This is a genomic window from Limosilactobacillus oris DSM 4864, assembly GCF_001434465.1.
Classification (GTDB): domain Bacteria; phylum Bacillota; class Bacilli; order Lactobacillales; family Lactobacillaceae; genus Limosilactobacillus; species Limosilactobacillus oris.
Map to the genome: position 1 here is coordinate 80,255 of NZ_AZGE01000001.1, position 25,200 is coordinate 105,454.

Here is a 25,200-nt window from a genome sequence, read left to right on the forward strand (position 1 = left end):
CATGGGGAAGAAGCGACGGTTTGTCAACTGGGCGACGTGGTTTAACGAGCGGCCATTTGTCAAAATCATGCAGCAAACAATGATTATCCTGTTTCCAGTGGCCCTGATTGGGTCCTTTACCTGGATGATTAGCGATAACTTATTAGCCACTAACGGCTTTTTAGCAAATATTTTTCGGGTTCGTCAGTGGTTGCCCTATATGCAGTTTTGGCGGCAACTATTCAACGACATCACTTTGGCGACGATTGGTTTAGTGTCGCCATATGCAGCCTTCACGAGCGCGACGCTAACAACTTATCACTATAAGCACCCCAACATTATTGCTGGTTTAACAGCTGCGGCCACGTATATTTTAATTTTCTTCCATAGCCAGCGGGGGGCGCAGACAATCGAAATGCGTTATTACAATGCCGGTTGGCTTATAGTTGCCGTTTTGATTGGCTACGCCATTGGCCTGATCTTTGCTAAGTGGGGTAAAGAATTCAGCATTGCTGATGTTCGGTTAAGGGATCAACAATTAATGAGCAAGAGCCTGGCAAACCTGCCCTTAGTCGTGGGAATCCTTAGTGGGGCGTTTGTGCTCCACTTGGGCTACGCCTTATTACGGATCTTCAACCTCGACGTCACCGCCAACCAGATTTTGACGTCTTCGATTAGCAAAAACAGTAATTATTTATTAAATGGCTTTCTTTCACTCAATAATACCGTGTCGGTTTGGCTAGGGTTTGCAGAACCAGTTCGCTTATCATCCGGGGCCTATAACAACGAGGTGACGAGCAATTTGGTCTATGCACTGACCCATAAGACCCTCGTCAATGTTCCGTACCCCTTTACCCCGTCCTCGCTCTACAACGGTTTTGCCAACTTTGGGGGTGTGGGGGTTACGTTAGCACTGGTAATTGGGATTCTGTGGATTGGTCGACACAAGAACCAGCAAACGGTGGCCGTGTGGAGTGCCCTACCAGCAATCTTCAATACGGGCCTGCCAATCATGTTCGGGGCGCAGGTATTTCTCAATCCTTTCTTTGTCCTGCCGTTCGTTTTCTTGCCGGTTCTTAATATGGTGATTGCCAGTGGCTTCATTTTCCTGCACATCATTCCGCCAATTGTTTACCCGGTTCCTAATGGGACCCCAGGAATCCTGGTTCCGTTTATTGGGACGGGTGGCGATTGGCGAGCCCTGGTGCTTTCGATTGCCTTACTGCTCCTTGATATTGCCGTCTATCTTCCCTTTATTAAGTGGGCATTTGAGCCCCACCAAGCAAACGGCGGAAAGGAAGCGTCTCAAAATGAAAATGACTAAGCGGCGCAAGTGGATTATTGCTGTCTTTGTGGGGATTTTTACCATCCTGACCTTCTTTTCCTATTGCTGGTCACGCCAGAGCATTGACGTCCTCGAACGGCGGCAGCAATCACGGATGTCACCAGTAATTATGATTCCCGGAAGCAGCGCGACCGTAAATCGCTTTGATACACTGGTTGCCAAGATTAACCGGATGGACCACCGAAACCATAGTTTGTTAAAGGTGAAGGTCTACAATAACGGTAAGATCACCTATACTGGACAAATTCGCCAAAACGATAACGAACCATTCATCGTCGTTGGCTTTGAAAATAACCACGATGGTTATAACAACATCAAGAAACAGGCTAAAATGTTTAAGGCGGCGTTTAACCAACTGAAAGTCCGCTATAATTTCAATAATTTTAAGGGGATCGGTCACTCTAATGGGGGACTGATTTATACCTACTTCTTGGAACACTACTTCAGTGAAAGGCAGATCAAAATCAAACGCCTGATGACGATTGGGACACCGTATAACTTTGCGGAACCGGCCAACCGACGGACCCAAATGCTGACCGACTTCATTAAGTATCGGCAGAACCTGCCCAGCAACCTGACGATGTACTCGGTAGCCGGTTCGGAAAACTACGTCGAGGACGGTCTGGTCCCACTCAGTAGTGTGATGGCTGGCAAGTATATTTACCAGGGGACGGTTAAGCATTACACCCAGGTAACGGTGACCGGGAAACTGGCTCAGCATTCGGCACTACCCCAAAACCAGGAAGTGTTGGACCTGATCCAGCAGAACATTCTTGAACACGACAATCCGCAGCGACTAAATGGCAGGAGACCGGCAAGGCTTGCAAATTAACCGTTGGCTGCGAAATAATAAACGGCAGGGATTTGATTTTTTGATCAGATTCCTGCCGTTTATTTTAGTGGCCCGCCGTTAGCTTAATGCCGATGATGGCAACGATTAACAGGATAACGAAAACCCAAGTGATTGCCGGTAACTGGTCGTGAAAGAGGACCACCCCAACAATGATTGAACCAACCGCGCCAATTCCTGTCCAGATGGGGTAGGGTAGGCGAGGCTGAGCGGCAGGTGCTTGGTAGCCATTACCAGGCCGGCAAAGGAGATGATCATCCCCACCAGCGTTAGCGCCGCGTAAGGGAGGTTACTAAAGCCATTGCTGAGCTTCATTGCCGTTGCCCAAACCACCTCAAAAATTCCCGCAATCAACAAGTAAATCCATGCCATTATCATTTCCTCCTAAAATAAAAAATGCCGAATAGTTATTACCATCTTCAATGACCTAATGGTGGTAATAGTTGTTCGGCTTCCCCGGTGGGAATATTGGTATTTACCAGTTAGCTTACCAAAGTTAATCGTTAATGGCAAATGGTGGGTATTTCAAAACCGGCTGAATATAACGAGGTAATTTAATATAGGACTAGGTACAGAATTTTTGAGCACCGGCAATTTTAGGGATTTTGTAGAATCAAATTAGATTTTAAGGAGGATAATACCGTGACCGCTTTAACAGAAGAAATGTATGCCATCTTTGACCAGCCCGAATTTTCTTTCAAAAAGATCAAGGAGCAACGCACGCCCGCTGAGGTTGACCAATTAAAGGCCAAATTTAAAACCGTTTGGCAGACTTGGAAACAGGTTCAGCAAAACGTGGCAAAAGAATTACCAGCGGGCAAATTTGCAAAAGTCCACGTCGAGAGCTGGACTAATGGCTGGAACTTACGTGACCACTACTGGGCCGCTTACCGGCTGGCACGGCTGGCCGATGCCAATCCCTGTGTTGGGGTAATGCTGGACCGCAAGCAATTTCAGGTTTACCTGATGTTTCAGCATTACAAGAGCGACCAGCGGACCGGCACGGCGGCAGAGTATAACCAGCTTTTACCCCAGCTGCCAGCCTGGGCTGACGGAATCGATCCTGCTCACTGGTATCTGTGGGACAAGGATGAAATGGAGTTTGCTGACCATTTATCACTAGCAGAGTACCTTGATGATCAGGAGAAACGACAGACTTTTAATAACACAGCTTTGCAGACGAGTTTCCTCCTGGGAAAATTTGCTTTTCGGCGTCAGGACACCGTTGACGATTTGGAAGAGTATATCTTGACGGCCATTAACGACTTGTTGCCGTTATATGAACAGCTTTGATATTCACTTCTTAGATAGGTTGCCATCAATGATAAGTATTTAACATTGGATCCGCCCTTCTTTATACTGAAAATTAGCAAGAAGACAGGAGGGTGCCAAATGAAATACAGTCATATTCCAGGAACAGATATTAAAATTTCTCAGTTAGCGGTCGGGGGGATGAGTTTCGGGATCCCCGCAGTGAAAACCTACCGCTGGATTTTGGACGAAGACCAGACTGGTCAGATGGTTCAGCACGCCCTTGACTTAGGGATTAACTTTTTTGACACCGCCAACGTCTACGGTGCCGGGACCAGTGAAGAATTTATCGGCAAGTCACTAAAGAAACACCAGGTTCCGCGAGACCAAGTGGCGATTGCCAGCAAGGTTTACTTCAATGACGGCCGTCTCTCCAAGGAGGCTATCAACCGGGAAATTGACGGAACCCTAAAGCGGCTGGGAACCGACTACTTAGACCTCTACATCATTCACCGCTTTGACTATGACCACCCAATCGAAGAAACAATGGAAGCTCTTAACAACCTGGTTGAAGAAGGAAAGGTTCGGGCAATTGGTGCCTCCGCCATGTACGGTTACCAGTTCCAAAATATGCAACACGTTGCGGAAAAGAATGGCTGGCACCAGTTTGTTGCAATGGAAAATCACTACAATCTCCTGTACCGGGAAGACGAACGGGAACTGCTCCCGATTTGCAAGCAGGACGGGGTGATGCTGATGCCGTACAGTCCGCTAGCTAGTGGACACCTGGCGCGGCCAACCTGGGACAGTTCATCGAAACGGAGCCAAGTCGACACTTCGGCCCGGTCCAAGTACGACCACGCTGAACAGCAAGACCTGCCGATCATCAAACGGGTGGCAGGATTAGCGGAAAAGCATCATGTTAAGATGTCACAGATTGCTCTTGCTTGGCAGTGGGCGAAGGGAGTGACGGCACCGATTGTCGGAGCGACGAAGGAACAATATCTCGACGACGCGGCCCAAGCCACTGAAATTGTGCTGACGCCAGAAGAGGTTGCCTACCTTGATGAACCTTACACTGCCCATGAGATTGTCGGTGCGCTGGATAGCAATCCGACGGGCCTGTTGCCTAAGGATGTAAGGTAATGACATACTTATGTGCGAGATGAGTGGATGAATTATAAAGCGGCTGGAGGGACAAATCAGGATCGTTTAATTATAAGATCAGCTGATGTTGAACATGATTGGCACCTGGTTGAACAATCTTTTGAGTATGATCTACTCCTTAACGAAGAAGATATGAAGAAACGCTTTGGAAAATATGGCTGGGGGACAAGATGAAGACTAAACATCGGCCAAACTTTCTTATTCCCTAGTAAGCAACAAACGACCAAAATCGACGGTAATAGCTGATTTGGGTCGTTTGTCTTTCAATGCTAGTTTTCATTTTTGATTAGTCGAGGTTCAAGAGAAAATCAACCAACGGAACTACTTTAATCTCAGCGCCGTCTTTGGTAATAATTTCTTTTCGATCATCCTTCGTCACAATTACTAACTGCTGGGCGTCCTTGAAACTGTGATGCAATTTAATCAGGTTATTAACTTCTCTTTCTCTTGCTTCGTCTTGAATGGTCCAGGCAACTTGAATTGCTGTTTGTGCTTCGGGAACATAAAAGTCGACGTCGATCCCTGTCTTATTAGATTTAAGATAATAGATTTTATTTTGGTATTGGTTAAAGAGTTTAACCGCCACCTGATTCTCAAGTAATGACGCACTTTTATTTACGAGAAAAATATTTAGAAGGCCATTATCAGTAAAATAATAGCGAGGAATGCTTTCCCGACTAGTAAATTTATTGAAATAATTCTTGGTAGTGAACAGTAAATAAGCATTCTTGACATTTTCAACATATTCAATGATCGAATTCTTACTAACCGTAAGGCCAACGCTTTTGACAGCATTATACAGCTTACTGTAAGAAAGCTCGTGCATGACAGTATCGGCAATTTTTCGAATCATGATCCGTAGTGCCTCGGGATTCCGAATTCTGTTGCGGACGATGATGTCGGCGAGGTAAATGTTCTGATAAATATTATTGAGGTAATTTCGTTTGTCTTGAAGCTGAATTGCTTCGGGAAGGCCACCGTATTGAAGATATTCATTTGCCTTTGCCCTCACTCTGCCCTTAATACTTGTGAGTAGTAAGTCGGTTTGAGTGTGAGGAATTTCATTAGCGGTAAGGAATTCATTGAAATTAAATGGTGAAACGTATTTAGTTAGGTAGCGTCCACCAAGTCGCATGATAATATCGTGTCCCAACATTTTAGAATTACTTCCGGTAATGTATACAATTTCTTTTTGATCGGCCATCCGCCGGGCAAAGTGCTCCCAACCGGTGATGTTTTGAATCTCGTCAAAGAAAAAATAGTGTTTCTTGGTGGTAATTTGGTTAGCTGCCACCAGGATGTCGTTAAAGTCTTCTAACTTAAAATTGATTAGGCGCTCATCTTCGAAGTTGATGTAGATGATTTGTTCTAACGAAATTCCTTTTTTAAGCAATTCTTGTGCTCGTTGAAAGAGCAAAAAAGACTTTCCCGCCCGCCGTAAGCCGACTAAGACATAGTCCATGTTGTCTTCAAAGTTAAATTCGCGAGGAACTAATTGTATTCGTTTAATAATTTGTTGTTGGTCAAGAATTAAACTAGCCAAGGTATCCGTATTCATGTTAGCTCACTCCTTTTTGCGTCTATATGTATTGTTTTAATTGTAATATTGTTCTATATAGAGGTCAATAATATTAATAAATTGTTCTATGTAGCTTACAGAAAATAACTGTTCGCATTTAGCAATTCACCTTATTGATAATAAAGCGCTTCTCCCCCCCCGGTAAATTTAGTGCTAACTTTATAGTAGAAACATAGATAGGGGGAGTGCAATTATGCTGAATGTCAGTCATTTAAACGTGTACTACGGCCGAAAAAAGGCAATTAATGACGTTTCATTTACAATTAAATCAGGAGAAAGAAATTTTAGAATTTAAAAGCCAACAGCTTAACGGTTCACCAAGCTGTTGGCTTCCTTATTATTAACTTGTTATCGGCACTTACTTCACTTAAAAGTTAGGCTAGCGATAATTTGCTTGACGATAACTTGGCGGTCGGTTGGCGTGCCGGGGATTTGAAAGATCTTTCCCTGAACGACGTAGGTCAGAATGGGACCGACAAACGCCCGCAGCAACTGGCTCGGGGTGAGTTGCTGATTAATCTCCGGGTAATGGCTTTGCAACTCCCGGACCCGGTCGAACATCCCATTATCGCCATTGAAGAAAGCACCGTAATACTGGGGTGCCAGCCGGTTGGTTAAGACTTCCTGGATAATTAGCCGGATGAAAGCAAAGTTGACTTCGATAAATTCCAGACGATCGGCGACAATGAAGGTTACCAGCTCTTCTAACGACTGTGAATCGTCAATCGTCGCGAAGAAGTTATCTTTGATTTCAAATAGGATCGGTTCCAGCAGCTTACCCAGCAGATCGTCCTTCGACTTGAAATACTTATAAATTGTTCCTTCACTAATCCCGGCCTGTTTGGCAATTTTGGCGGTTGTAGTGGCGTGGAAGCCGTAATTGGCGAAGAGGTTCAGAGCAGTTTGAAGAACCTTTTTCTTACCGGCCGGCATTTTTGCTTGGTCAAGCTGGGCGGCATAATTATTTAATACTTGTGACAAGGGTGGCGCCTCCTTTTTTCCTTATTGTACTTTGCGGTAGCGTTTCAGGCCAACGATATTCAGCCAGAGGAGCACGACGAGGAAGATCAGCAGGGCTAAAATATCGCCGCCGAGACTAGTTAATCCTTTCCCGTACATTACGATTTGGGTTAACGCATCCCCGGTGTAAGTCAGGGGAAGGATTTTACCAATGTACTGGACCCAGGAAGCCATTGAATCAAGTGGAATGATTCCCGAGAAGAAGACCTGCGGCACCACTACTAGCGGGATAAATTGCATCATCTGAAATTCAGAGTTAGCTAAGGTTGACATCAAGATTCCAAATGCAAGGGCGACAAAGGCCAGCAGGACGCTAATGATAATAATGTTGAGGATATTACCAACCACTTCGACCTTTAATAGCCAGATGGTTGCCATCACGATGACCGTCGATTGCAGGATAGAGAGGATCCCATAGCTGAGCATGTAGCCGAAAACAATTTCACTCCTTTTAACCGGTGTCGCCAGGAGGCGGTCAAGCGTACCAGATGTCCGTTCTTTGAGCAGGGCCATCCCAGAGATAAGGAAAACAAAGAAGAAGATGAAAAAACCCATGAGGATTGGCACAATCTTAGCGAAGAAGCCGGTGTCAGCGTTTCCGTATTGGTAGTGGTTGCTGATTGATGGTGCCTTATTACTTTGCTGTGGAGCGCTGAAGCTAGGGTTAGTGGCTTTAATCACTGACTGCAATTGCTGGACTCCAGTGGAAAGGGTCGTGATGGTTTGTCCGGTGATTGCTGCTTTAAGCGCTTGCTTAGTCAGCGCAGTCTTGCTGGAATCAGTATTAGCATACGTCACGTTGAAGCGGTTTGCTTTCTGTTGGTATTCGATTACCGCGTCAACATGGTCACTTTTGAGCTTATCTTCGGCTTGGCGGACCGTTTTTGTTGGCGTAACCGTAACCCCATCGACCTGAGCGAGGTTGTGGCGAATTGTTTGGCTGACGTTGACAGTTGCAATCTCAACATCCGTCTTTGAATTAGCGGAGAACATGACGTTCATTAACCACATAATCAAGATTGGCGCGAGAAACATTAGAGCGAGGGTCCGTCTGTCCCGGAGCAGTTCCTTCAAAATTCGTTTAGTAATGGCGAGGGTTCTCATTTTGTTCTTCCTCCTTTTCTGCCGTTAAGAAGACATCTTCAATCGTTGGTACTCCATACTGCTTCTCTAACTCTTGGGGCGAAGCAAAGGCAATTACATCGCCATGCAATAAGAGGGCGACCCGGTCGGTGAGTTCCGTCTCATCCATCACGTGGGTTGTGATCAAAACGCTTTGTCCACGATCACGCAACGCCTTTAGCTCTTTCCAGATTTTTCTCCGCAATGCGGGGTCAATCCCGACCGTTGGCTCATCTAAAATTAATAGTTCAGGATGACCGAGGAGGGCAATCGCCAGTGAGAGCCGTCGCTTCATCCCACCTGAATAACCGCCAACCCGTTGATTGAGGTAATTTGTTAAATCGACCACTTGGCTGACATGGGCGATTTCCTGTTTTAGCTTTTTACCAGTAACACCTTTCATTTCACCAAAAAATTCTAAGTTTTCCCGGGCTGATAGGCTTTCATATAAGGCATCTGACTGGGCCATGTAGCCAACCCGCCCAAGGATCTGCCGATTAGGCATTTGTTGACCCAAAACGAGGGCCGTTCCAGAAGTTGCCTTTTCCATCCCCAGCATTGTTTTAATGGTCGTGGTTTTCCCGGAACCAGATGGGCCAATCAGGCCAACGATTTCCCCGCGGTTGACAGTTAAATTAATATCGTGAAGGATAGCACGGTTACCAAATGACTTGGCTAAATGATCAAGCTCAATTAAGTGTTGCATAATTGTACCTCCGTGGTGAGTAAACACTCACTTAGATTTTATGGTTATTATAGTGAGTGAATACTCACCTGTCAACCGTAAAAAGAGGGAGTGGGACAGAACTAGCTTAACTAGTTCGTCGTCCCACCTCCGTCGACGCGAAGCTAGCCTGTAGGAAGGATGGCTACGACGCGCAGCTAGCCTATTTGGGGTTGGTCAGCGTTTGAACTGCCAGCCATCTACTGCGCTGTTGCATTTTTAACTTTAAAATATTAAAGAGACTGAGTTAATTCCCAGCCTCTTTTTATAATGTTATGCGCATGTGTCTAGCGATGCCAAGAGGCGCTTCATAAAAAGCTGGGCGGCTTTAGATTGAGTAACATTCTTTTTCCAAATTACACTGGTAGTTTCAGTTAGCGTAGGTGAAAGAGGGCGGAAAGTTAGCTGACTGTTGTTAGAATTATTAATCAGGTTGTCAAAAGAAATCATATAAGCACTTCCTTGAGCGACCATTAATTGAGCGTTAAATAATAGGGAATAAGTTCCGATAATATTCATTTTTCTGTCAAGATTACCCCACCAACTTTGAAAACGGTGTTCCTCGATTGCTTGCTCTGACATTAAAAGGGGTAGCCCAGCAATGTCTTCAGGCGTGATCTCCACTTTATTTGCGAGAGAATCATCTTTTCGCATTATTAACCCCCACTGGTCTTTTTCGGGGAGTTGGATGTGATGGTAATTATTAAGGGAGCGGTTCCCCATTAAGACTGCAAAGTCAATGCTTCCGTGCTGGAGGGCCGTTTCCATCTCGTCAGCATTACCACTGATTAAGCGAACTTTGACATCAGGATAGTCCTTAACGATTCCGCTAAGGATTTGCATAATTCGATTCATGGCGATACTTTCTCCAGCTCCAATTGAAATTGTCCCGCTGATGACTTCCTGTCCTTTAATGTTTAGGGCGGTTTGCTCGACTAGCTGGATAATCTCCCTTGCCTGAGTCTGTAAATATTCTCCTTCATCCGTCAGGGTAATTTGCCGGTGTCCACGGATAAAGAGTTGGACACCGAGCTCGTCTTCCAGGTCGGCGAGTTGCTTAGAAAGTGTCGGCTGCGAGATAAGTAATTCTTGTGCGGCCTTAGTGATGTTCCGTTTCTGAGCCACGGCGAGAAAGTAGCGCAGTACTCTTAATTCCATTTCACTTCCTCCTATAACTAAAAGCTATTGTTATTGATATTATATAAGTATTTCCGATTATAGGCTAGGGTCGATATAATAGAAAATATTAGATAAGCGGCATTTATTAAGTCAATGGAAATCAATAATTAAAGGTGATAATAATGCAAGAATTACATTTAATTCAAGAATGGGATAAGGTATTTCCTAAAAGCGATAAAATTGACCACAAGAAGGTCACTTTCACCAATCACTTTGGGATTACACTGGCAGCTGACCAGTACACACCTAAAAATTGTGAAGGTAAATTACCAGCGTTAGCAGTTGCCGGCCCCTTTGGCGCAGTTAAGGAACAGTCGAGTGGTTTTTACGCGCAAACAATGGCTGAAAAGGGTTATTTAACGATTGCGTTTGATCCATCCTTTACTGGTGAAAGTGGTGGGGATGTCCGCGACGTTTTTTCATTGGATATTAATACTGAAGACTATCAAGCTGCAGTCGATTATTTAAGCAACCTCGGTAATGTTGATCCAGAAAAAGTTGGAATTATCGGTATTTGTGGTTGGGGAGGCATTTCGCTCAACGCCGCCGCAATTGATCCCCGGATTAAGGCCACGGCAGCAGTGACGATGTATGATATGCCACGGGTTGGTGCTTGGGGTTACTTTGATCAGGGAACTGCTGAAGAACGCTACGCAAGTAAAAAGCAAATTGCGGAACAACGCACCAAGGAATATGGTCAGCAGGATTTGGCGAAGGCGGGTGGCTGCTACGATTATCCGGCTCCTGATGACCAACCAGATTTTGTTAAGCAGTACAGTGCTTACTACAAGACCAAGCGCGGTTACCATAAGCGTTCCGTTAACTCCAATGAAGGCTGGGTTTTGCAGAGTCAGCCAGCCTGGATGAATACGCAGATCCTAGTTCACCCAAAAGACATCAAGAATGCCGTTTTGATTGTTCATGGTGAAAAAGCTCATTCACGGTATATGGGGGAAGACACCTTTAAGAAATTGAAGGGTGACAACAAGGAATTAGTAATTGTGCCCGATGCAAACCATACTGATTTATATGATGGCGGTGAACATGATTACATTCCGTTTGGCAAGATTGATAGTTTCTTTAAACAAAACTTGTAATAAAAATGAAGCCTGCCACACATTGCTGTGCAACAGGCTTCATTTTTAATTTTCATAAACTGAGCGTTTTAGGATTCCAACGTAGGGGAGGTTGCGGTAAAGGCCGTCGTAGTCTAACCCGTAGCCGACGATAAACTCATTTGGTACCTCAAAACCAACGTAATCAGCGTTGACTTCGACTTCCCGGCGGGCCGGCTTGTCCAGGAGGGAGCAGGTTTCAATACTCTTGGCACCCCGGCTGGCAAACAGCTTATTCAAGAACTGAAGAGTGTGACCGGTATCCACAATGTCTTCGACGATTATAACTGGCCGTCCATTCACGTCATGGGAAAGGTCCCGGAGCAGGCGCACCCGTCCTGATGATTGGGAGTTATCCTCATAACTGGATACATCAACGTAATCAACGTTGAGCTTGACTGGCAGGCGCTTCATCAACTCGGTCGCAAACATCATTGCCCCAGTCATTACTGGTACGACAACTGGAAATTCACCCTGGTACTTAGCGGTGAGGGTCGCCGCGAGTTCGTCGATCCGCTGGTTAACTTCTTCTTGACTGTATAAGACCTGTTCAATATCGTTATTCATTCTATTCTCCCTGTCTGATTAGCAAAAGCCGAACATTATTGTCGGCTAATCCGTCTTGATAGTAGCATTTTATCATATCTCGACTAGAATTAAAGGGTAAATCCGCCAAATATTCTCAATTATGTTTTTTGTTGACACGCAACAAAATGGTGGTAAACTGTATTTGATTTATGTTGCCAGTCAACAAAGGAGAGATTAATTATGAGTACGTTATTAGTAATCCAAGCCCACCCGCATACTTCAAACAGCTTATCACTGACGGTTGGTCAGCATTTTATTGATTTTTACCGGCAAAGTCACCCCAACGACCAAATCATCATCCGGGACTTGTATGCTGCGGGCGGCGTTCCTCCGCTGAACGATGTGACGATGGCAGCCTGGCGAAAGCAAAAGTTTGATGAGCCAATGATCGGGGAAGAAAAGGCGCTACTAAAGCGCCACAAGGAATGGCTGGACGAGTTTATCAATGCTGACAAGTACGTTTTTGTCAACCCGATGTACAATCACTTTCTGCCGGCTGAAATGAAGCAGTACCTTGATTTGACCGCAGTTGCCCACCAAACATTCAAGTACACGTCGAAGGGTCCGGTCGGCTTGCTTGAGGGAAAGAAAGCCCTGCATATTCAGGCGGCGGGGAGTGAATACCACCGAAGCGGTAAGTGGGGGATTGTCAAATTCTTGGTTCGCAAGACCTTGGGGATTCAAAGCAAGGAAAGCTGTGCGTTGCAGGACCTGGGTGATACTTACCTAACTAACATGATGAAGTTCTACGGTGTTAAGGACGTTACAAAGCTCTTCATTGAAGGCGCTGACGCCCACCGTGACCAGCGAGCGGCGATTTTAAAGCAGGCGCTCACCCAAGCTGAAACGCTTGCCCAGCATTTTTGATATAATCAGTAAAAAAGGCTGGTGAACGTACTTTTATGACTACTGCTACTGATGAAATCTATCGGGCTATTCAGGAGCTTCGGGCATCCCATGAGAATCCACGGGGCTCGCACGAACAGCAATGGCTCCAGCACCATCTAGCTAACGAGAATCTTCAGGAGACCGTAACCAGGCTCTCGTTAGTTGCCCTCCACATCCTTTCGGCCCTGGAAGATGCTCCGCTGACCGGAATTGAAATTGCCCAGAAAATTAGGGTTACCCGCGGTGGGGTTACCCGGGCGGCCCAAAAGTTATTGGAGTATGATTTGGTACGGGCCAATAAGCGACCAGAGGACCAAAAGAAAATTTACTACTCGCTGACCGCCCAGGGAAGACAGGTGGCTGCTGCCCATGACGAAATGCATGAATCGATCAGGACAAACATTGAAGCCGCGCTACTAAAGAAGTATTCTTCCCAGGACTTGCGGATCGTTGCTAGTTTCCTGCGTGACCTGCAACAATTAGAGGAACAGTTTGGCAGGGGGCAGAATAGCAAATGAAGAAACAGTGGAAACGCCAACTCAACCTTGGAATATATGCCATCGTTTGGAGCTTCGTAATCGGGGTTGCCACGGCAAGCTACCTTAATTTTGTCAACTGGTTAATCGAGCTGGTCTGGCACTCCTACCTCCACGGTGGAAATGTGCTTGGTCGTTGGTACCCCTTCCTGGTATGCGGGCTCGGTGGGGGCCTGGTCGGCTGGCTGAACCGGCGTTGGGGAAACTACCCCTGGACGATTGAGCAGGTGTTGAGCAAGGTCAAACTCCACGGCAGGCTGGATTACCACCAGTGGTGGAAGTCTTTGATCCTTGGTCTCCTAGTCCTGGGGCTCGGTGGAAGCATTGGTCCCGAAGCATCCACGGCGGTTCTGACGGGCAGTATGATTAACTGGCTCGGTGACCGCCTGCGCTGGGAAAAGGTCAGTTCTTCCAGCCATTCCGCCCGCCACTTATGGAGTGGACGAATGGCACCAGCACAGTTAGAGCAAGCACCGCGCTTTTCGGTATTATTTCATTCAAAGGCGGAGCGCTTAGCGACGGTGACCGCCTTGACCATTGTTGGGGTCGTGGGCGCCGGTATTATTTTTAAATTATTTCCGGAAGAAGGGGCCTTTGGTATTCACCACCAGGCTATTCAATGGACGCCAGCCAACCTGTGGACCTGGCTGCCGACAATGGTCGTCGGAGTTGCCTTTGGTTGCTTCTTTGTCTACCTTGAAAATAGTTTCGCCAAGCTGATCAACATTCGCTTGGGGCCAATCGCGCAGGGAATCGTCTTTGGCCTGACCTTAGCACTAGCTTCGCTGGTTAGTCCCGACGTTATGTTTTCCGGCGAATTCCGGATTGTGCCGTTTAGTAACGAAGCTCTCAATTTATCAGTTGCCTTCCTGATCCTGCTCGCCCTGCTCAAGGCGGTGCTGACTAACCTAGGCTTCGTGATGGGCTGGCGCGGGGGAATGATTTTTCCGGCAATCTTTTCGAGTGTAGCAGTGGGAGTTGCCTGTGCAATGCTCCTGCCAGGTAGTCTGCGGGTTAATGCCATCGTTGTGGTAACTGCTAGCTTGACCAGAATTTTGGGAAAACCGATCCTGGTAATCGTCCTCCTCCTTTTCCTGGTAGCGGTTGAACTATCACCGGTAATTATCGTCATTGCCCTGCTTGTCAGCGGACTAGCAAAACTCCCGGCAGTCCTAAATAAAAGTAAATAAGCTAGGCTTTCGTTCACCAATTGGACGAAAACCTAGCTTATTATTTATATTAACAATTAATTACTTGCGTGGGGCTCTCTTCTGCCGGCCGGCCAAGCCGAAGAGAGTCAGGAGGGTTAGTCCGCCAAGTGCTACTAGCCCCGCAGAAGATTGATCCCCCGTTTGTGGGAGGCGGGCCGTAGTGCCTTGCTGGTTAGAGGATTTAGATACTGTCTGACCAGCAACATTAACAGATTTGGTGTCTCCTTGACCAGCAGCATTGGCTGATCCTGAGTGACCACTTTCCCCTTGATCAGGCTGGGCAGGGGAGATAGGCTCAGCGTTGGCGGTGTAGTAAATATTAATGGTTTGGTCTTGACTGCTATCGGTAACAGTTTTCGCACCCACCTGGGTTAGGTTTGGCGTATAGCCTGCAATCGATGGGACGATGAAAGTTTGCCAGTTGTGATTACCAGCCGTGAGCGTTTCCCAATCATCATTACTGTCCGGCTCGTTACCGGTCAGAACCTTCCAGGTAGGGGTACCAAGCTCTTCACCAGTAATGCCGTCGTAGTCAGCAAACTGGGCGAGGGTTACTTCCTGGATAGTTTGTTCCTGCCTACCATCTGGCATGTTAACGATGATTGTCCGCGTTTTGGTCACAGGGGCATCAACTTTGCCATACCGCCGGTAGATAATCGCCAGTTGATAGGTCAGCCCGTCGGAGCTAGCCTGAGCGTCGGTAAAGCCGGGGTAGTCGGCAGGCGACTGGATTGGGTGGAGCTTGCCAGCAGGATCGAAGTAGCCGTAGATTTGATAATTGCTGTCGGGATCATCAAATACACTGGTGACGTATCGGTTCAGATACTTTTGCGCGTCCGCGTACAGCTGGTTGACACTCAATGTTTGTCCGTAATCGACCTGGGCCACGTTCTGGTAGCTGGCCGCATAAGCAGGATATTGGTCGCCATAGGCGTTGTAAACCTTGCCGCTGAGGTCCTGGTAGACCAAGTTAATTGGTGCGCTAAAGATGACTAGCTCACTAAAGCTAACGATATTGGCTGCAGTACTAAGGTTAGCACCATGGTAAATAATGCCAGCAGTATTATATGTGAGTGTCGCACCTGTCAGGTAATAGTAGCCGCCACGTTCGATAACCTTATCATTCTGGATTCCCAGTGGACTTATTCTAGGGTGGTAGGCTACCGGAATACCAGAATCTTGAATTTCCATTTCTGGAATGTCAATAGTTTGTCCATTGTGAATCGCGTAAACCTGACTAATAATCTGGTGACCAGTAGCAGTTTGAAGGTCGATTGAACGCATAACGTAACTAACTTCCCATCGCTGGTTAGCTGCTTCTGTTGGCGAGGCAGCAGCAAAGTGGACTGGGGGAACCTTAACACCAGGCGGGAAGGTCCCCTTAGGAGGATACCAATTGACTTCTTCCCAGCGACCGTTCTCTGCCATTTGAATAATTTTTTCACAATGATAATTACTGCTTGCTCCACCGTTAGTATCGTAATGGTCTTGGTATGTAATATTGATAATACGCTCGTAATTATAATCCCAATTTGCTGGTGAATCAGAAGAGGATGGGCCGGTAGAGCTAGCTACTGGGGTAACAGGAGCGGTTGCTTGAGTAGTATTGTTGGCAGCCTGCTGTGGAACAGCGCTTGGGGTGGCTTGACTGGTTACAGGATTAGCATTAGTTTGTCCCTGCGGCTCAGTAGTACCCGTTGAGCGGAGAGGGACTGCCGTTGACGTTTCAGGTGAATTTGCAGTGGCCAATTGGGCATCGTCGGTTTTCTCAGTGGTCGAATTGTCGGCAGCCTGAACATCAACTGCACCAAGCGTTAAGGATAATAGTAGTGTTGAACAGCCGATAACCCATTGCTTCTTTTGCTTATATAATTTGAACTGCTTCTTTGCTGTCATCATCACCGCTCCTTTCGGCTGCTGTATTGGCGTTTATCTTATAATCATTTTCATTATAGCAAGTTCATTCATATTTATAAAGTTCCTTGATTATCAAAAACTAGATTCTGCTTTTAGAGTGATTAGCCATTGTTAACGACCGATTAATAGTTGACTATTAAGTCTTGTCTCTCCACTAGTGCCGGCCTGGTCTGACTAATTAGCCAAGCTAGATTTTTTTAGAAGAGCTGATAAATAAGTGGGAACGGAAAAATTTTACCTTAATAAAAGGACACAATGAGCCCCAGTGCTCAGCTAAGCCGAACTCTGGGACTCTATTTATGCCTGTGGAATGTATAATTGACGGTATTGCTGGACATTCTCACTGGTCCAGGCATAAAAGCCCGGAGGAAGGAGTTCGTTTCCTAGTAAGCGAGGAGAAAGGCGATGTCGTCAGTTGACATCGTTGTATTCAGTATAATTTTTAGCGAGCATCTCTCGGGTGGCATTTAGCTGCTGCTGAAAATTAGTTTCTTCTGCTTTCAGTTTCCGCTGGAGGGTGCGCTTGCTAACACCGAGTGCTGGAGCAACGTCGTCAATTGTTGCCGCGCCGCGGGGAAGAAGTTCAACCAAGGCGTTCCGAACCCGTTGACTAGCCGAGTCGTCAACGTCTAATTCTGCCAACCGCTTCTTTAATTCGGGTTCCAGATATTCAAGCAGCGAGTGATTTTCACTGATGAACGGCAGTTGTAGATCCGCCTTTCGAAAGCTGATGGAATTCCTGCTTCCCCGGCTGAAGACAATGGTAAAGTATTCTTGAATTTCTGGAGCAGTTTCGTCAAAGGTGGTTATGACCTTTGAGGGCTTGATTTCCCTTCCGGTTGCTTTCGCGAGCAGGTGAACCATAAAGGCAAATTCCCCCTTTACAAAAAACGGTGGGAGGAGGCTCATGGACGTTGAGGGTTAAAAGGGTAATCGTCGTGTTTTCTTCCTCCTGCAAAATCCGGTAAGTAACCGGGCCAACTAATTTTTTATAGTGTGCTAGTCGTTGTAAGAATTGCTCACCGTTTTGACTGCAATAGGCAGCAAAAATTGGTGGCGAAAAGGTTTCAATATTATCTATAGCAACCAATTTAGTTGGGAGTAGGGGATCGTCAGTTAATGAGTCAATTGAACCAATCATCTTAAAGTAATCTGTTTCGGTTAATTTAAGTGTTTGATGAGCAAAAGTATCAATCGGCAAACCTGCTACTCTTAGAACTGCAGACGGGTCGACCCCGTTTGCCATCAAGAGTTGCACATAGCGACCATCAATAATAAATTTTTCCACCTAATCACATATTTCTGATTTGATTGTTGATCAGCGACAAAGCGCATAGTTGTCTTTTTCGGCATCATTGGCATCATGCTGACGAATGGTCGTTGTCAGCCTGGCAGGCCAGCAAACACATTCATTTTACCATCAAGCATTGACTGGTAGCCTTCTTCAGCCACTTTCTTCGGGCTAACCCCATTTGCAAACATCTTAGTATCAGTAAGGCCACCAGCCTTAGCAAAGCCCGTATCCATTGCCCCGGGTATTAAAGTTGTTAGTGTTACCCCAGTGTCTTTCAGTTCATACCAGAGGGCATCACTTAATGAAGTGAGGTACGCCTTAGTTGCATAATATTCTGCTTGGAGCGGCCCTGGGATTAGGGCGACTGAGGATGAGACGTTCAATACGCGTCCCACGCCCCCGTTTAACCATTTGTGGGAGAAGCAGCTTCATTAACTTCGTTGGCACGATCATGTTTACCTTTGCCATGTTGATATCTTCTTCCATCGTTCGGTCAAGGAAGGTTCCCTAATCACCGAGGCTAGCGTTATTGATTAAATAATCGACCTGAATGTTAGCCTTTTGTAATTCAGCAAAGATTTGCTCGGTAGCATCAAATTCGGTAAAGTCAACCGCAATTGTTGTTGCTTTAACGTGGTACTTATTTTGGACTTCATGCTGTAATTGCTCCAGCTTCTGTGGGTTCCGGCCAACTAAGATCAGGTCACCACCGTTTTGGGCATGAATCCGAACAAATTCTTTTCCTAAGCCGCCAGTTGCACCAGTAATCAAAGCAGTTTTATTTGTCATTATTAACTCCTCCTCAAGTTTATCTTTCGTTTGATGTTGTGATTATTATATGAGGAGGCGAGAGTGATTTTAACACCAAATGGAGCCAAATGATTATCAGATGACGCCAAAAACTAGGAAAGTACAGATAGCCCTCCTTTGTGTAAGCGCTATTACACCACACAATTTTTTGAAATGGCAGATTGTAAAATTTAAGTTGAACATTTAAGTGGACAGAAAAAACCATCAAGGTCTTTAATGGTGTTACCTCAACATTCCATTAGAAAGAAGGACCTTGATAGGCACCACTATTTTATCATTCCAGCACCGCGTTGTCATTGAAATGTTTCATAATGAAGGACGTTCCTTGAGATATATCGCTAACTACTTAGGCTTTAGTAAGGCCACGATCTTTAACGAACTTCACCGACTAAATGGTGAGTATCAGGCTGAGCTAGCGCAATCTGACTGCGAACGAAAGATTGGTCAACGTGGGCGAAAGTCTTCGCTCACTAAAAACCTTAAGCACTTGATTGAGGAAAGATTCAAACCCAGAAATGGTCACCTGAACAAGTTGCCCCTGTGGTTGGGATTGCCTACAAGACGGTTTATAACTGGATTGATCAAAAATGGCTCGATGTGCAGTTATCTGATTTGCCTGATCATGGAATACGTCGCCATCGCGCTAAAGAAAAGCGTGGTACATTCAGTCACGGCCGCTCAATTGAGGAGCGTCCTCATAAAATCGAAACTCGCCAGGAATTTGGCCACTTTGAAGCTGACACCGTGCTTTCTGGCAAGCATAAAGGTCAAGCTGTGGCTACTTTGTGGAGCGTAAGAGTCGCCTGACAATTGTTAAACGGCTCCATGGTCGCGACAGTCAGTCCATGACTCAAGCCGTGCTTGAACTAGCTAGTCAACTTCAAGACAAACTCAAGACGCTGACCGTAGATCATGGTAAAGAGTTCGCTAATTACCAGGCAATTGAGCAGCTAACTGGTACTCCGGTTTATTTTGCCCATGCTTATTCACCACATGAACGAGGCAGTAATGAGAACCGTAACCGAGTTTTACGGCGCTTTATTCCCAAAGGCCAAGCTAGTTCAAATTAATTGGTATCTGAATTCCCGACCACTTAAATGTCTTAACTGGCATACACCAATCGAGATCTTCTTGCTTAATCTGCGTCACTAAATTCGTTCAAGTTATTTCTTGCAATCTGCCGTATATAAAAGTAATTTTGCATTTTGCGAAGTTCATTGACTTGTGTAAAAGTACCTTTATACTCTGAATCATAAATAAAGCTCCAGGATTTTCGGTTTTGCCGGTCACTGGAGCTCATTTCGTTTTAATAATGATACTTTCCTAATCGCCCATATAATTGTGCAGCAGGTCATCGGACGTTGACTTGAGAGTCAGGTAGTCGATGTTGTTGGTAAAGAGCATTACCATTTTCTTGGTTTTGTAGTTGGCGATGAAGCAGCAGTTATAGCCGGGGACACTGCCGTTGGCGCGGATAATGTCTCCGCCAAAGTATACTCCACCGAAGTAGGCAACTTCTTGCTTGGCCGCCTGCTGGTAAAATTCCGTAGTCATAGTTGGGTTATTTAAGACTTCGTTGTAAATAAACTTCCAATAATCATTTGGCGACATAAAGAGGTTTCCCGCCCCGAAGTCCGAGGAGGTCGTGACCGTCACTTGCCGCCAGTCAACAGTCTGGTCCATTGTCTGGGGAACTTCCTTTTGAGCAACTTCGGAAAAGTCCTTCATTTGGCGAAGCTGCAGGGGTTGGGCGAACTTCTGGTGGAGGTAAGTATTGTAGCTGGTGTGGGTTTGCTTGCGAATGATGGCCGCTAACATTTCATAATCCACGTCCTGGTAGTCCCAAGTATGGACATGGTCGTTTTTCAGGTGCTTCAGCATATAGGCAATTTGCTGCTTTTCACCCTTTAGCGGCATTACTGGACGGTCGTTATTGACCAATCCGCTAGTGTGGTTCATTAATTCGCGAACCGTAATATCCTCACTGCCCGCAACTTGGGGGAAGTATCTATTCAGCGGCGTATCCCAGTCAAGCTGCTTTTTCTGTCTCAGTTGGTAGATTGCCGTTCCGGTAATGATTTTTTGGAGGGAGGCAATCGGAAATAATTGGTCAGCCTTGACGGTCTGTCTATAGTTAGCGTTTTCGTTATTCGTGATGGTTATTGGTTGGCTCCCCTTGCCATTGACCAGCATTACTCCGTTGATGTGGTGGGCTTTTAGGTAGTCCTGAAGGTGTTTTTGACTCTGCTGATCAGTTGGGGCGGCTTTGACCTGCGGTTGTTGAATTATTAGCAATAGCCCCAGGGAACAAAGCATTAGAAGGAAAAATAAGTTGATTTTTTTCATAATTGATACCTACCTGTAATTGAACCGATACTCTCTGGCTCTAAGTTAGTGGGAGATTAAATTTACCCATTTTTATTTTAAACCGCTTCCGACAATTGGGCAAGAACCCAAGCTGCCCGCTTTTGGTCGCTTTGCTAGCGGAATAGGTAAAGTGGTACAGGGCATGTCGTGCGCGCGAAGTAAAGCTCTTTTTGAAATAGTAGTTGACTTTGACAACTATATCGCTATAATGGTTGCTAAAGTCAACTAAAGGAGAAGAGCTTTGATGAGAAACGAATACTTATACAACGCAAAACTAATTGAAGAGTTAATCGAAGTTATTCATTCATTGTTTAAACATTAAGAGGAGGACTAGCAAATGTTATCTTTTGAGAGTGACTACACTGAGGGTGCGCATCCCAATATCTTACGGCAGCTAATGGCAACCAACATGGTCCAGGAACCGGGTTACGGTTTTGATGAATTCTCCCAGCTGGCAAAGGAAAGAATTCAAAAGGCGCTGGGGCACCCAGAAGCACAGATTGAATTTCTAACTGGGGGAACCCAGACCAATCAAGTTGTCATTGATGCGATGCTGACGCAGTACCAAGGCGTCATCGCGGCTGAAACGGGGCATATCAACGTGCATGAGGCCGGAGCCATTGAAGCAACCGGACATAAAGTCTTGGCCCTGACAGCTAAGGATGCCAAGCTCGACGCCCAAACCGTTGACCAGTACATCCAGACCTTCGACCAGGACGAGAATCGTGATCACATGGTTTTCCCAGGAATGGTTTACGTTACCTACCCGACAGAATTCGGGACCTTGTACTCGCGGGAAGAATTGGCCGCCTTGCACGCGGTTTGCCAAAAGCATTCCATCCCACTGTACATTGATGGTGCGCGGCTCGGTTATGGCCTGATGAGCGCGCAAGCTGACCTCAAATTTAGTGATTTACCCGACTTGTGTGACGTCTTTTACATCGGCGGGACCAAGCAGGGAGCCTTATGCGGGGAGGCAGTAGTCTTTTGTCACCACAATGAGCCCGACCATTTCCTTACGATTGTCAAGCAGCACGGGGCCCTGTTAGCAAAGGGGCGGCTGCTCGGCGTTCAGTTTGCTGAACTGTTTAAGGACGACCTCTACTTCAAGCTCAGTCAGCACGCCGACAAACTGGCAGCAAAAATCAAGCGGGGCTTCCTGAATAAAGGCTACCGGCTTTACCTCGACTCGGTCAGCAACCAGCAATTCTTCATCGTCGACAACCAAAAAATTGTCGAGTTAGCAAAGAAGGTGCGCTTTGCCCGCTGGGAAAAGTATGATGACCAGCACTCGGTCATCCGTTTTGTCGCCTGCTGGGCCACCCCGGCGGAGAGTGTCGACCAATTACTGAAGTTGATTTAAAACTAAAAAGCTCCAGCTTGCCGTGAATGTAACGGCGAGCCGGAGTCACTTCATTAATCGTCCCAGACCTTCTTGGCAACGTTGAATGCTGACCAGGCATTCGGCCAGCCAACATAAAAGGCGAGTTGGGTAATCATTTCAGCAATTTCTTCCTTGGTAATCCCATTTTTCTTTGCGGTTTGCATGTGGTAGGGAAGCTGTTCAAAAGCGCCCTTAGTGATTAACGCAGTGACGGTGAGAAAACTCCGGTCACGGGGACTCAGTTCCTTTTCCCGGGACCAAACCTGTCCGAAGAGAACATCATCATTCAGTTCCGCAAATTTCGGAGCAAAAGCACCCAGTTGATCACGGCCAGCAGTTTGTTTCTTTGCCATAAGAAAAACTCCCTTCAAAACTATTTCTATACTTTTACTATAAACCGCCAGGTGCAAAATGAAAAATACCAATATCAAGTAATTACCTATTCAAAAATTGAATTTTAAACCAATAGTGGACAAGAGCCACAATAAAAAAGGAGGAGATCCTATCGAAAACTTATACTTGAATAACAGCTACCTACGTGAGCAGGGATGTACGATTACTCACGTATCAGCGGACCGACGGTGGATCAGTCTTGACCAAACCATCATCTATCCTGGTGGCGGTGGGCAACCTGCCGACCAGGCGAAACTGTTGATTAACGAAGAATGGTACCAGGTAGTTGAAATCAGACGCGGCCAGGAGGACGGGATTAGCTACAAGCTGGACCGACCAATCGTGGGTGATGACCAGGCGGCGTTCATCCAGATTGACTGGGCCTTCCGCTACCAAAACATGCGTTATCACACTTTACTCCACATTATTTCCGGCTACTTGTACCGCAAATACCATGCGTTAGTCACCAGTAGCGGGATAATGTCAGACCACGCCCGACTCGAAGTCGAATTTCAGGAGGACAATGTCCCGAGTGAGTTTGATCCGGAGCTAATTACGCAAAATATCCAGCAACTAATTAAAGACGACTTCCCGGTTACCACCGCGACAATTGACCGAAATACTTTGAACGAAGAGGACCTGATTAGGACGTACACCAACCTGATTCCTAAGTCAATTACAAACGTCCGCCTGGTCAAAATCGGTGACTTCGATGAGCAAGCATGTGCTGGCACTCATGTGGCTTCAACCGGAGAGGTAGGGAACTTTAAGTTTATCCAGTTAAAGAACAAAGGGCGGCTAAAGAAACGCATTAAAGTACAAGTTTTATAGGGGAGGAATGTGAATGGCAAAAAACGTTGTAAGTAAAAAACTTCGCCGGTCAATGACCCCGCTGCAAATGGAAATGATCGGCATTGGCGGCTCTATCGGGGTTGGCCTCTTCATGTGTTCAACCTCAACGATTAGGTGGACTGGTCCTTCAGTAGTGCTCGCCTACCTGTTTAATATAGTGGCTAAAGTAAACTAAATCAGCTATAATGTTTAACAATCAGTTATTAGGAATACTTTTAATGTGTTCACTAATTTCTTTGCAAATTTCTTCACGGTTGAATTCCATGAACCAGTGACTAGCGTCTAATTCGACAAATTGATATGGGCCACTGATATATTGGCGGTTTCGCTCAACACCACTCCTAGCAATTGCCAAATCTTGATTGCCCCAAATAAATTTGGTTGGTACAGTGATCTGTTTGTAATTAATTTGCGGTAGTTGGAGAAGGGCGCGATACCAGTTAACAACTGCTGTTAACGCGCCTTTTTCTGAAAAGAGATCTAGGTAAGTGTCAATCGTTGTTTGTGGGAACCCGGTCCATAGTTTTCTTAATACTCGGTAGTGAAATGCACGAAGAATTAGTTCTGGAATGTACTTATGCTGGAAGGTATGAACATAATGCCCCTTTTCCTTTTGGACAGGATCATTTTCTAATGCCCAAATGTATGCTGGCCAATTAGGGACAGAAAGAGCAGTCCAGGACTTCAATAGTTGTGGATAGAGGGTGGCGGTTGTCCAACCAACAACTGCTCCAATGTCATGACCTACTAGGTGAAATTTTTGTTGAAAACCGAAAAAGTGAGCTAACGCAACAACATCAGCAGCCAGTAACTTCATCGTATAATTTTGGACACCTGCTGGCCTAGCCCCAGCAGAATAGCCGCGTTGATTAGGGGCAATTACCCGGTATCCCTGATTTGCTAGTTCAATCATTAATGGTTCCCACATTAGTGAACTTTCGGGGAAACCATGGAGTAACATCACCAGGTCACCTTTATTATCCAGTCCAGCTGTCCGAACCGTGAATGTTTGCTGATTGACAGTGATTTGTTGGATTGTTATTTGATTCATTTTAGACACCTTTCTAACATTATCTTTATAATCATTTTAGTGAGAAATAATTAACGTTAGTCGGACAATGAAGAGGGAATTGTCTATGCAAAAACGAGCCGAAGAGAAACAAGTGATTTTTTCTTCGTTAAAGGAAGCATTATTACAGTTATTAGACCAAAAGAGTTTTGAAAAAATTACGATTAGCCAGTTGGTAACAACTGCCGGTGTGGCAAGATCAACTTTTTATCGGCACTTTACAGATAAATTAGATTTTGTCCGTTTTTTAATCCAACAGGAATTAACTGCCTTTGATCAGCAGTATCATCCCCAGACAATTAAAAAACGGTTTCAAAAGGAGTACATGCGAGAAGTGTGGCGTTACTTATTGCGTGACCAACGAGCAGTTTTAGGGCTTGAAAGGGCGGGGCTTTCATACCTCTACTTGGAAGAGCTGAACAAACATTTATTAACTCTATACCCATACACCATGACGACAGAAGAACAGATTGAGCTATTTGGTCTTGCAGGCGCCCAGTACAACATTATCTTTAATCTTTTCGTGAAAAAGCATCATTAATCAAGGAGGAAGATGAACT

The 25,200-nt window shown here is 45.7% G+C and carries 27 protein-coding genes and 3 pseudogenes; 14 read left to right on the forward strand and 16 right to left on the reverse strand.

The features are described from left to right. Position 1: 1 nt before the first annotated feature. Positions 2 to 1,303 (forward strand): PTS sugar transporter subunit IIC, encoded by a 1,302-nt coding sequence (locus FC49_RS00420; RefSeq protein WP_056983726.1) that lies wholly within the window; start codon positions 2 to 4, stop codon positions 1,301 to 1,303. Beyond that, a complete protein-coding gene (locus FC49_RS00425; protein WP_003713789.1) occupies positions 1,290 to 2,156 on the forward strand; it encodes an alpha/beta hydrolase in 867 nt (288 codons plus the stop codon). The genes FC49_RS00420 and FC49_RS00425 overlap by 14 nt, the downstream gene beginning before the upstream one ends. A gap of 64 nt (positions 2,157 to 2,220) precedes the next feature. Here the strand turns inward: FC49_RS00425 and FC49_RS00430 are convergent. After that, positions 2,221 to 2,546, reverse strand: a pseudogene (locus FC49_RS00430) (DMT family transporter). Positions 2,547 to 2,816: 270 nt separating this feature from the next. Between FC49_RS00430 and FC49_RS00435 the strand changes: the two are divergent. From FC49_RS00435 to FC49_RS10020, 3 genes are all read left to right on the forward strand, one after another. Continuing rightward, the gene (locus FC49_RS00435) at positions 2,817 to 3,467 is read left to right on the forward strand and encodes a glucose-6-phosphate 1-dehydrogenase family protein (RefSeq protein WP_056983728.1); all 651 of its coding nucleotides are present in this window, start codon (positions 2,817 to 2,819) and stop codon (positions 3,465 to 3,467) included. 99 nt (positions 3,468 to 3,566) lie between these two features. Next, positions 3,567 to 4,571 carry an aldo/keto reductase gene (locus tag FC49_RS00440; protein WP_056983729.1) on the forward strand — a complete coding sequence of 335 codons (1,005 nt, stop codon included), beginning with the start codon at positions 3,567 to 3,569 and terminating at the stop codon, positions 4,569 to 4,571. Between the two features lie 27 nt (positions 4,572 to 4,598). After that, positions 4,599 to 4,766: a hypothetical protein gene (locus FC49_RS10020; protein WP_164477252.1), complete on the forward strand. Its 168-nt coding sequence runs from the start codon at positions 4,599 to 4,601 to the stop codon at positions 4,764 to 4,766. 112 nt (positions 4,767 to 4,878) lie between these two features. Here the strand turns inward: FC49_RS10020 and FC49_RS00445 are convergent, their stop codons facing one another. The 5 genes from FC49_RS00445 to FC49_RS00465 all read right to left on the reverse strand — a co-directional run bounded on the left by FC49_RS00445 (position 4,879) and on the right by FC49_RS00465 (position 10,195). Continuing rightward, on the reverse strand, positions 4,879 to 6,150 hold the full coding sequence (locus FC49_RS00445; protein WP_003714855.1) for an ATP-binding protein: 1,272 nt from the start codon (positions 6,148 to 6,150) through the stop codon (positions 4,879 to 4,881). Between the two features lie 384 nt (positions 6,151 to 6,534). Continuing rightward, positions 6,535 to 7,152, reverse strand: coding sequence for a TetR/AcrR family transcriptional regulator (locus tag FC49_RS00450; RefSeq protein ID WP_056983731.1), 618 nt, complete (start codon positions 7,150 to 7,152; stop codon positions 6,535 to 6,537). 21 nt (positions 7,153 to 7,173) lie between these two features. Then, positions 7,174 to 8,295 carry an ABC transporter permease gene (locus FC49_RS00455; protein WP_056983733.1) on the reverse strand — a complete coding sequence of 374 codons (1,122 nt, stop codon included), beginning with the start codon at positions 8,293 to 8,295 and terminating at the stop codon, positions 7,174 to 7,176. Next, a complete protein-coding gene (locus FC49_RS00460; RefSeq protein ID WP_003713832.1) occupies positions 8,273 to 9,019 on the reverse strand; it encodes an ABC transporter ATP-binding protein in 747 nt (248 codons plus the stop codon). The genes FC49_RS00455 and FC49_RS00460 overlap by 23 nt, the downstream gene beginning before the upstream one ends. 291 nt (positions 9,020 to 9,310) lie before the next feature. Next, on the reverse strand, positions 9,311 to 10,195 hold the full coding sequence (locus FC49_RS00465; protein ID WP_003713766.1) for a LysR family transcriptional regulator: 885 nt from the start codon (positions 10,193 to 10,195) through the stop codon (positions 9,311 to 9,313). Positions 10,196 to 10,335: 140 nt separating this feature from the next. On the opposite strand from FC49_RS00465, the gene FC49_RS00470 reads away from it, so the two are divergent. After that, entirely contained in the window at positions 10,336 to 11,313 is a 978-nt protein-coding gene (locus FC49_RS00470; RefSeq protein ID WP_202812913.1) for an alpha/beta hydrolase, read from the forward strand. Between the two features lie 45 nt (positions 11,314 to 11,358). Here FC49_RS00470 and hpt read toward each other — a convergent pair whose 3' ends face one another. Beyond that, a complete protein-coding gene (gene hpt / locus FC49_RS00475) occupies positions 11,359 to 11,898 on the reverse strand; it encodes a hypoxanthine phosphoribosyltransferase (protein ID WP_056983737.1) in 540 nt (179 codons plus the stop codon). A 201-nt stretch (positions 11,899 to 12,099) separates the two neighbouring features. Between hpt and FC49_RS00480 the strand changes: the two genes are divergently transcribed. Genes FC49_RS00480 through FC49_RS00490 form a run of 3 tightly spaced genes read left to right on the forward strand, consistent with a single transcriptional unit; the run spans position 12,100 to position 14,533 of the window. After that, a complete protein-coding gene (locus tag FC49_RS00480) occupies positions 12,100 to 12,786 on the forward strand; it encodes an FMN-dependent NADH-azoreductase (protein WP_003713824.1) in 687 nt (228 codons plus the stop codon). Positions 12,787 to 12,821: 35 nt separating this feature from the next. Continuing rightward, entirely contained in the window at positions 12,822 to 13,325 is a 504-nt protein-coding gene (locus FC49_RS00485; RefSeq protein WP_003713830.1) for a MarR family winged helix-turn-helix transcriptional regulator, read from the forward strand. Further along, positions 13,322 to 14,533 (forward strand): chloride channel protein, encoded by a 1,212-nt coding sequence (locus FC49_RS00490; protein WP_056983739.1) that lies wholly within the window; start codon positions 13,322 to 13,324, stop codon positions 14,531 to 14,533. Before FC49_RS00485 ends, FC49_RS00490 begins: the two co-directional genes overlap by 4 nt. 60 nt (positions 14,534 to 14,593) lie before the next feature. Here FC49_RS00490 and FC49_RS00495 read toward each other — a convergent pair whose 3' ends face one another. The 6 genes and pseudogenes from FC49_RS00495 to FC49_RS10295 all read right to left on the reverse strand — a co-directional run bounded on the left by FC49_RS00495 (position 14,594) and on the right by FC49_RS10295 (position 18,554). Continuing rightward, positions 14,594 to 16,450 (reverse strand): mucin-binding protein, encoded by a 1,857-nt coding sequence (locus tag FC49_RS00495; protein ID WP_056983741.1) that lies wholly within the window; start codon positions 16,448 to 16,450, stop codon positions 14,594 to 14,596. A 432-nt stretch (positions 16,451 to 16,882) separates the two neighbouring features. After that, a complete protein-coding gene (locus FC49_RS10100) occupies positions 16,883 to 17,335 on the reverse strand; it encodes a helix-turn-helix domain-containing protein (RefSeq protein WP_225349505.1) in 453 nt (150 codons plus the stop codon). After that, entirely contained in the window at positions 17,268 to 17,759 is a 492-nt protein-coding gene (locus FC49_RS10105) for an AraC family transcriptional regulator ligand-binding domain-containing protein (protein WP_225349504.1), read from the reverse strand. Before FC49_RS10105 ends, FC49_RS10100 begins: the two co-directional genes overlap by 68 nt. Positions 17,760 to 17,854: 95 nt before the next feature. Next, the gene (locus tag FC49_RS10110) at positions 17,855 to 17,998 is read right to left on the reverse strand and encodes a hypothetical protein (RefSeq protein WP_003713837.1); all 144 of its coding nucleotides are present in this window, start codon (positions 17,996 to 17,998) and stop codon (positions 17,855 to 17,857) included. A 39-nt stretch (positions 17,999 to 18,037) separates the two neighbouring features. Further along, positions 18,038 to 18,160, reverse strand: a pseudogene (locus FC49_RS10290) (SDR family NAD(P)-dependent oxidoreductase); the annotation flags it as partial. Positions 18,161 to 18,272: 112 nt separating this feature from the next. After that, the gene (locus FC49_RS10295; RefSeq protein ID WP_003713827.1) at positions 18,273 to 18,554 is read right to left on the reverse strand and encodes an SDR family NAD(P)-dependent oxidoreductase; all 282 of its coding nucleotides are present in this window, start codon (positions 18,552 to 18,554) and stop codon (positions 18,273 to 18,275) included. A gap of 277 nt (positions 18,555 to 18,831) precedes the next feature. Between FC49_RS10295 and FC49_RS00510 the strand changes: the two are divergent. Continuing rightward, positions 18,832 to 19,727: pseudogene (locus tag FC49_RS00510) on the forward strand (IS30 family transposase). A 171-nt stretch (positions 19,728 to 19,898) separates the two neighbouring features. On the opposite strand, the gene FC49_RS00515 reads toward FC49_RS00510, so the two are convergent. Further along, the gene (locus tag FC49_RS00515; RefSeq protein WP_056983743.1) at positions 19,899 to 20,921 is read right to left on the reverse strand and encodes a serine hydrolase domain-containing protein; all 1,023 of its coding nucleotides are present in this window, start codon (positions 20,919 to 20,921) and stop codon (positions 19,899 to 19,901) included. 358 nt (positions 20,922 to 21,279) lie between these two features. Here FC49_RS00515 and FC49_RS00520 point away from each other — a divergent pair, with 358 nt between their 5' ends. Continuing rightward, on the forward strand, positions 21,280 to 22,305 hold the full coding sequence (locus tag FC49_RS00520) for a threonine aldolase family protein (protein ID WP_056983745.1): 1,026 nt from the start codon (positions 21,280 to 21,282) through the stop codon (positions 22,303 to 22,305). A 53-nt stretch (positions 22,306 to 22,358) separates the two neighbouring features. Here FC49_RS00520 and FC49_RS00525 read toward each other — a convergent pair whose 3' ends face one another. After that, on the reverse strand, positions 22,359 to 22,679 hold the full coding sequence (locus FC49_RS00525) for a carboxymuconolactone decarboxylase family protein (protein WP_003713752.1): 321 nt from the start codon (positions 22,677 to 22,679) through the stop codon (positions 22,359 to 22,361). A 166-nt stretch (positions 22,680 to 22,845) separates the two neighbouring features. Here FC49_RS00525 and FC49_RS00530 point away from each other — a divergent pair, with 166 nt between their 5' ends. Then, on the forward strand, positions 22,846 to 23,550 hold the full coding sequence (locus tag FC49_RS00530) for an alanyl-tRNA editing protein (RefSeq protein ID WP_225349502.1): 705 nt from the start codon (positions 22,846 to 22,848) through the stop codon (positions 23,548 to 23,550). A 13-nt stretch (positions 23,551 to 23,563) separates the two neighbouring features. After that, positions 23,564 to 23,746 (forward strand): hypothetical protein, encoded by a 183-nt coding sequence (locus tag FC49_RS00535; protein WP_056983747.1) that lies wholly within the window; start codon positions 23,564 to 23,566, stop codon positions 23,744 to 23,746. A gap of 21 nt (positions 23,747 to 23,767) precedes the next feature. On the opposite strand, the gene FC49_RS00540 is transcribed toward FC49_RS00535, so the two are convergent. Beyond that, the gene (locus FC49_RS00540; RefSeq protein ID WP_056983749.1) at positions 23,768 to 24,622 is read right to left on the reverse strand and encodes an alpha/beta fold hydrolase; all 855 of its coding nucleotides are present in this window, start codon (positions 24,620 to 24,622) and stop codon (positions 23,768 to 23,770) included. Positions 24,623 to 24,707: 85 nt separating this feature from the next. On the opposite strand from FC49_RS00540, the gene FC49_RS00545 reads away from it, so the two are divergent. Further along, on the forward strand, positions 24,708 to 25,181 hold the full coding sequence (locus FC49_RS00545) for a TetR/AcrR family transcriptional regulator (RefSeq protein ID WP_056983751.1): 474 nt from the start codon (positions 24,708 to 24,710) through the stop codon (positions 25,179 to 25,181). Positions 25,182 to 25,200 lie beyond the last annotated feature (19 nt).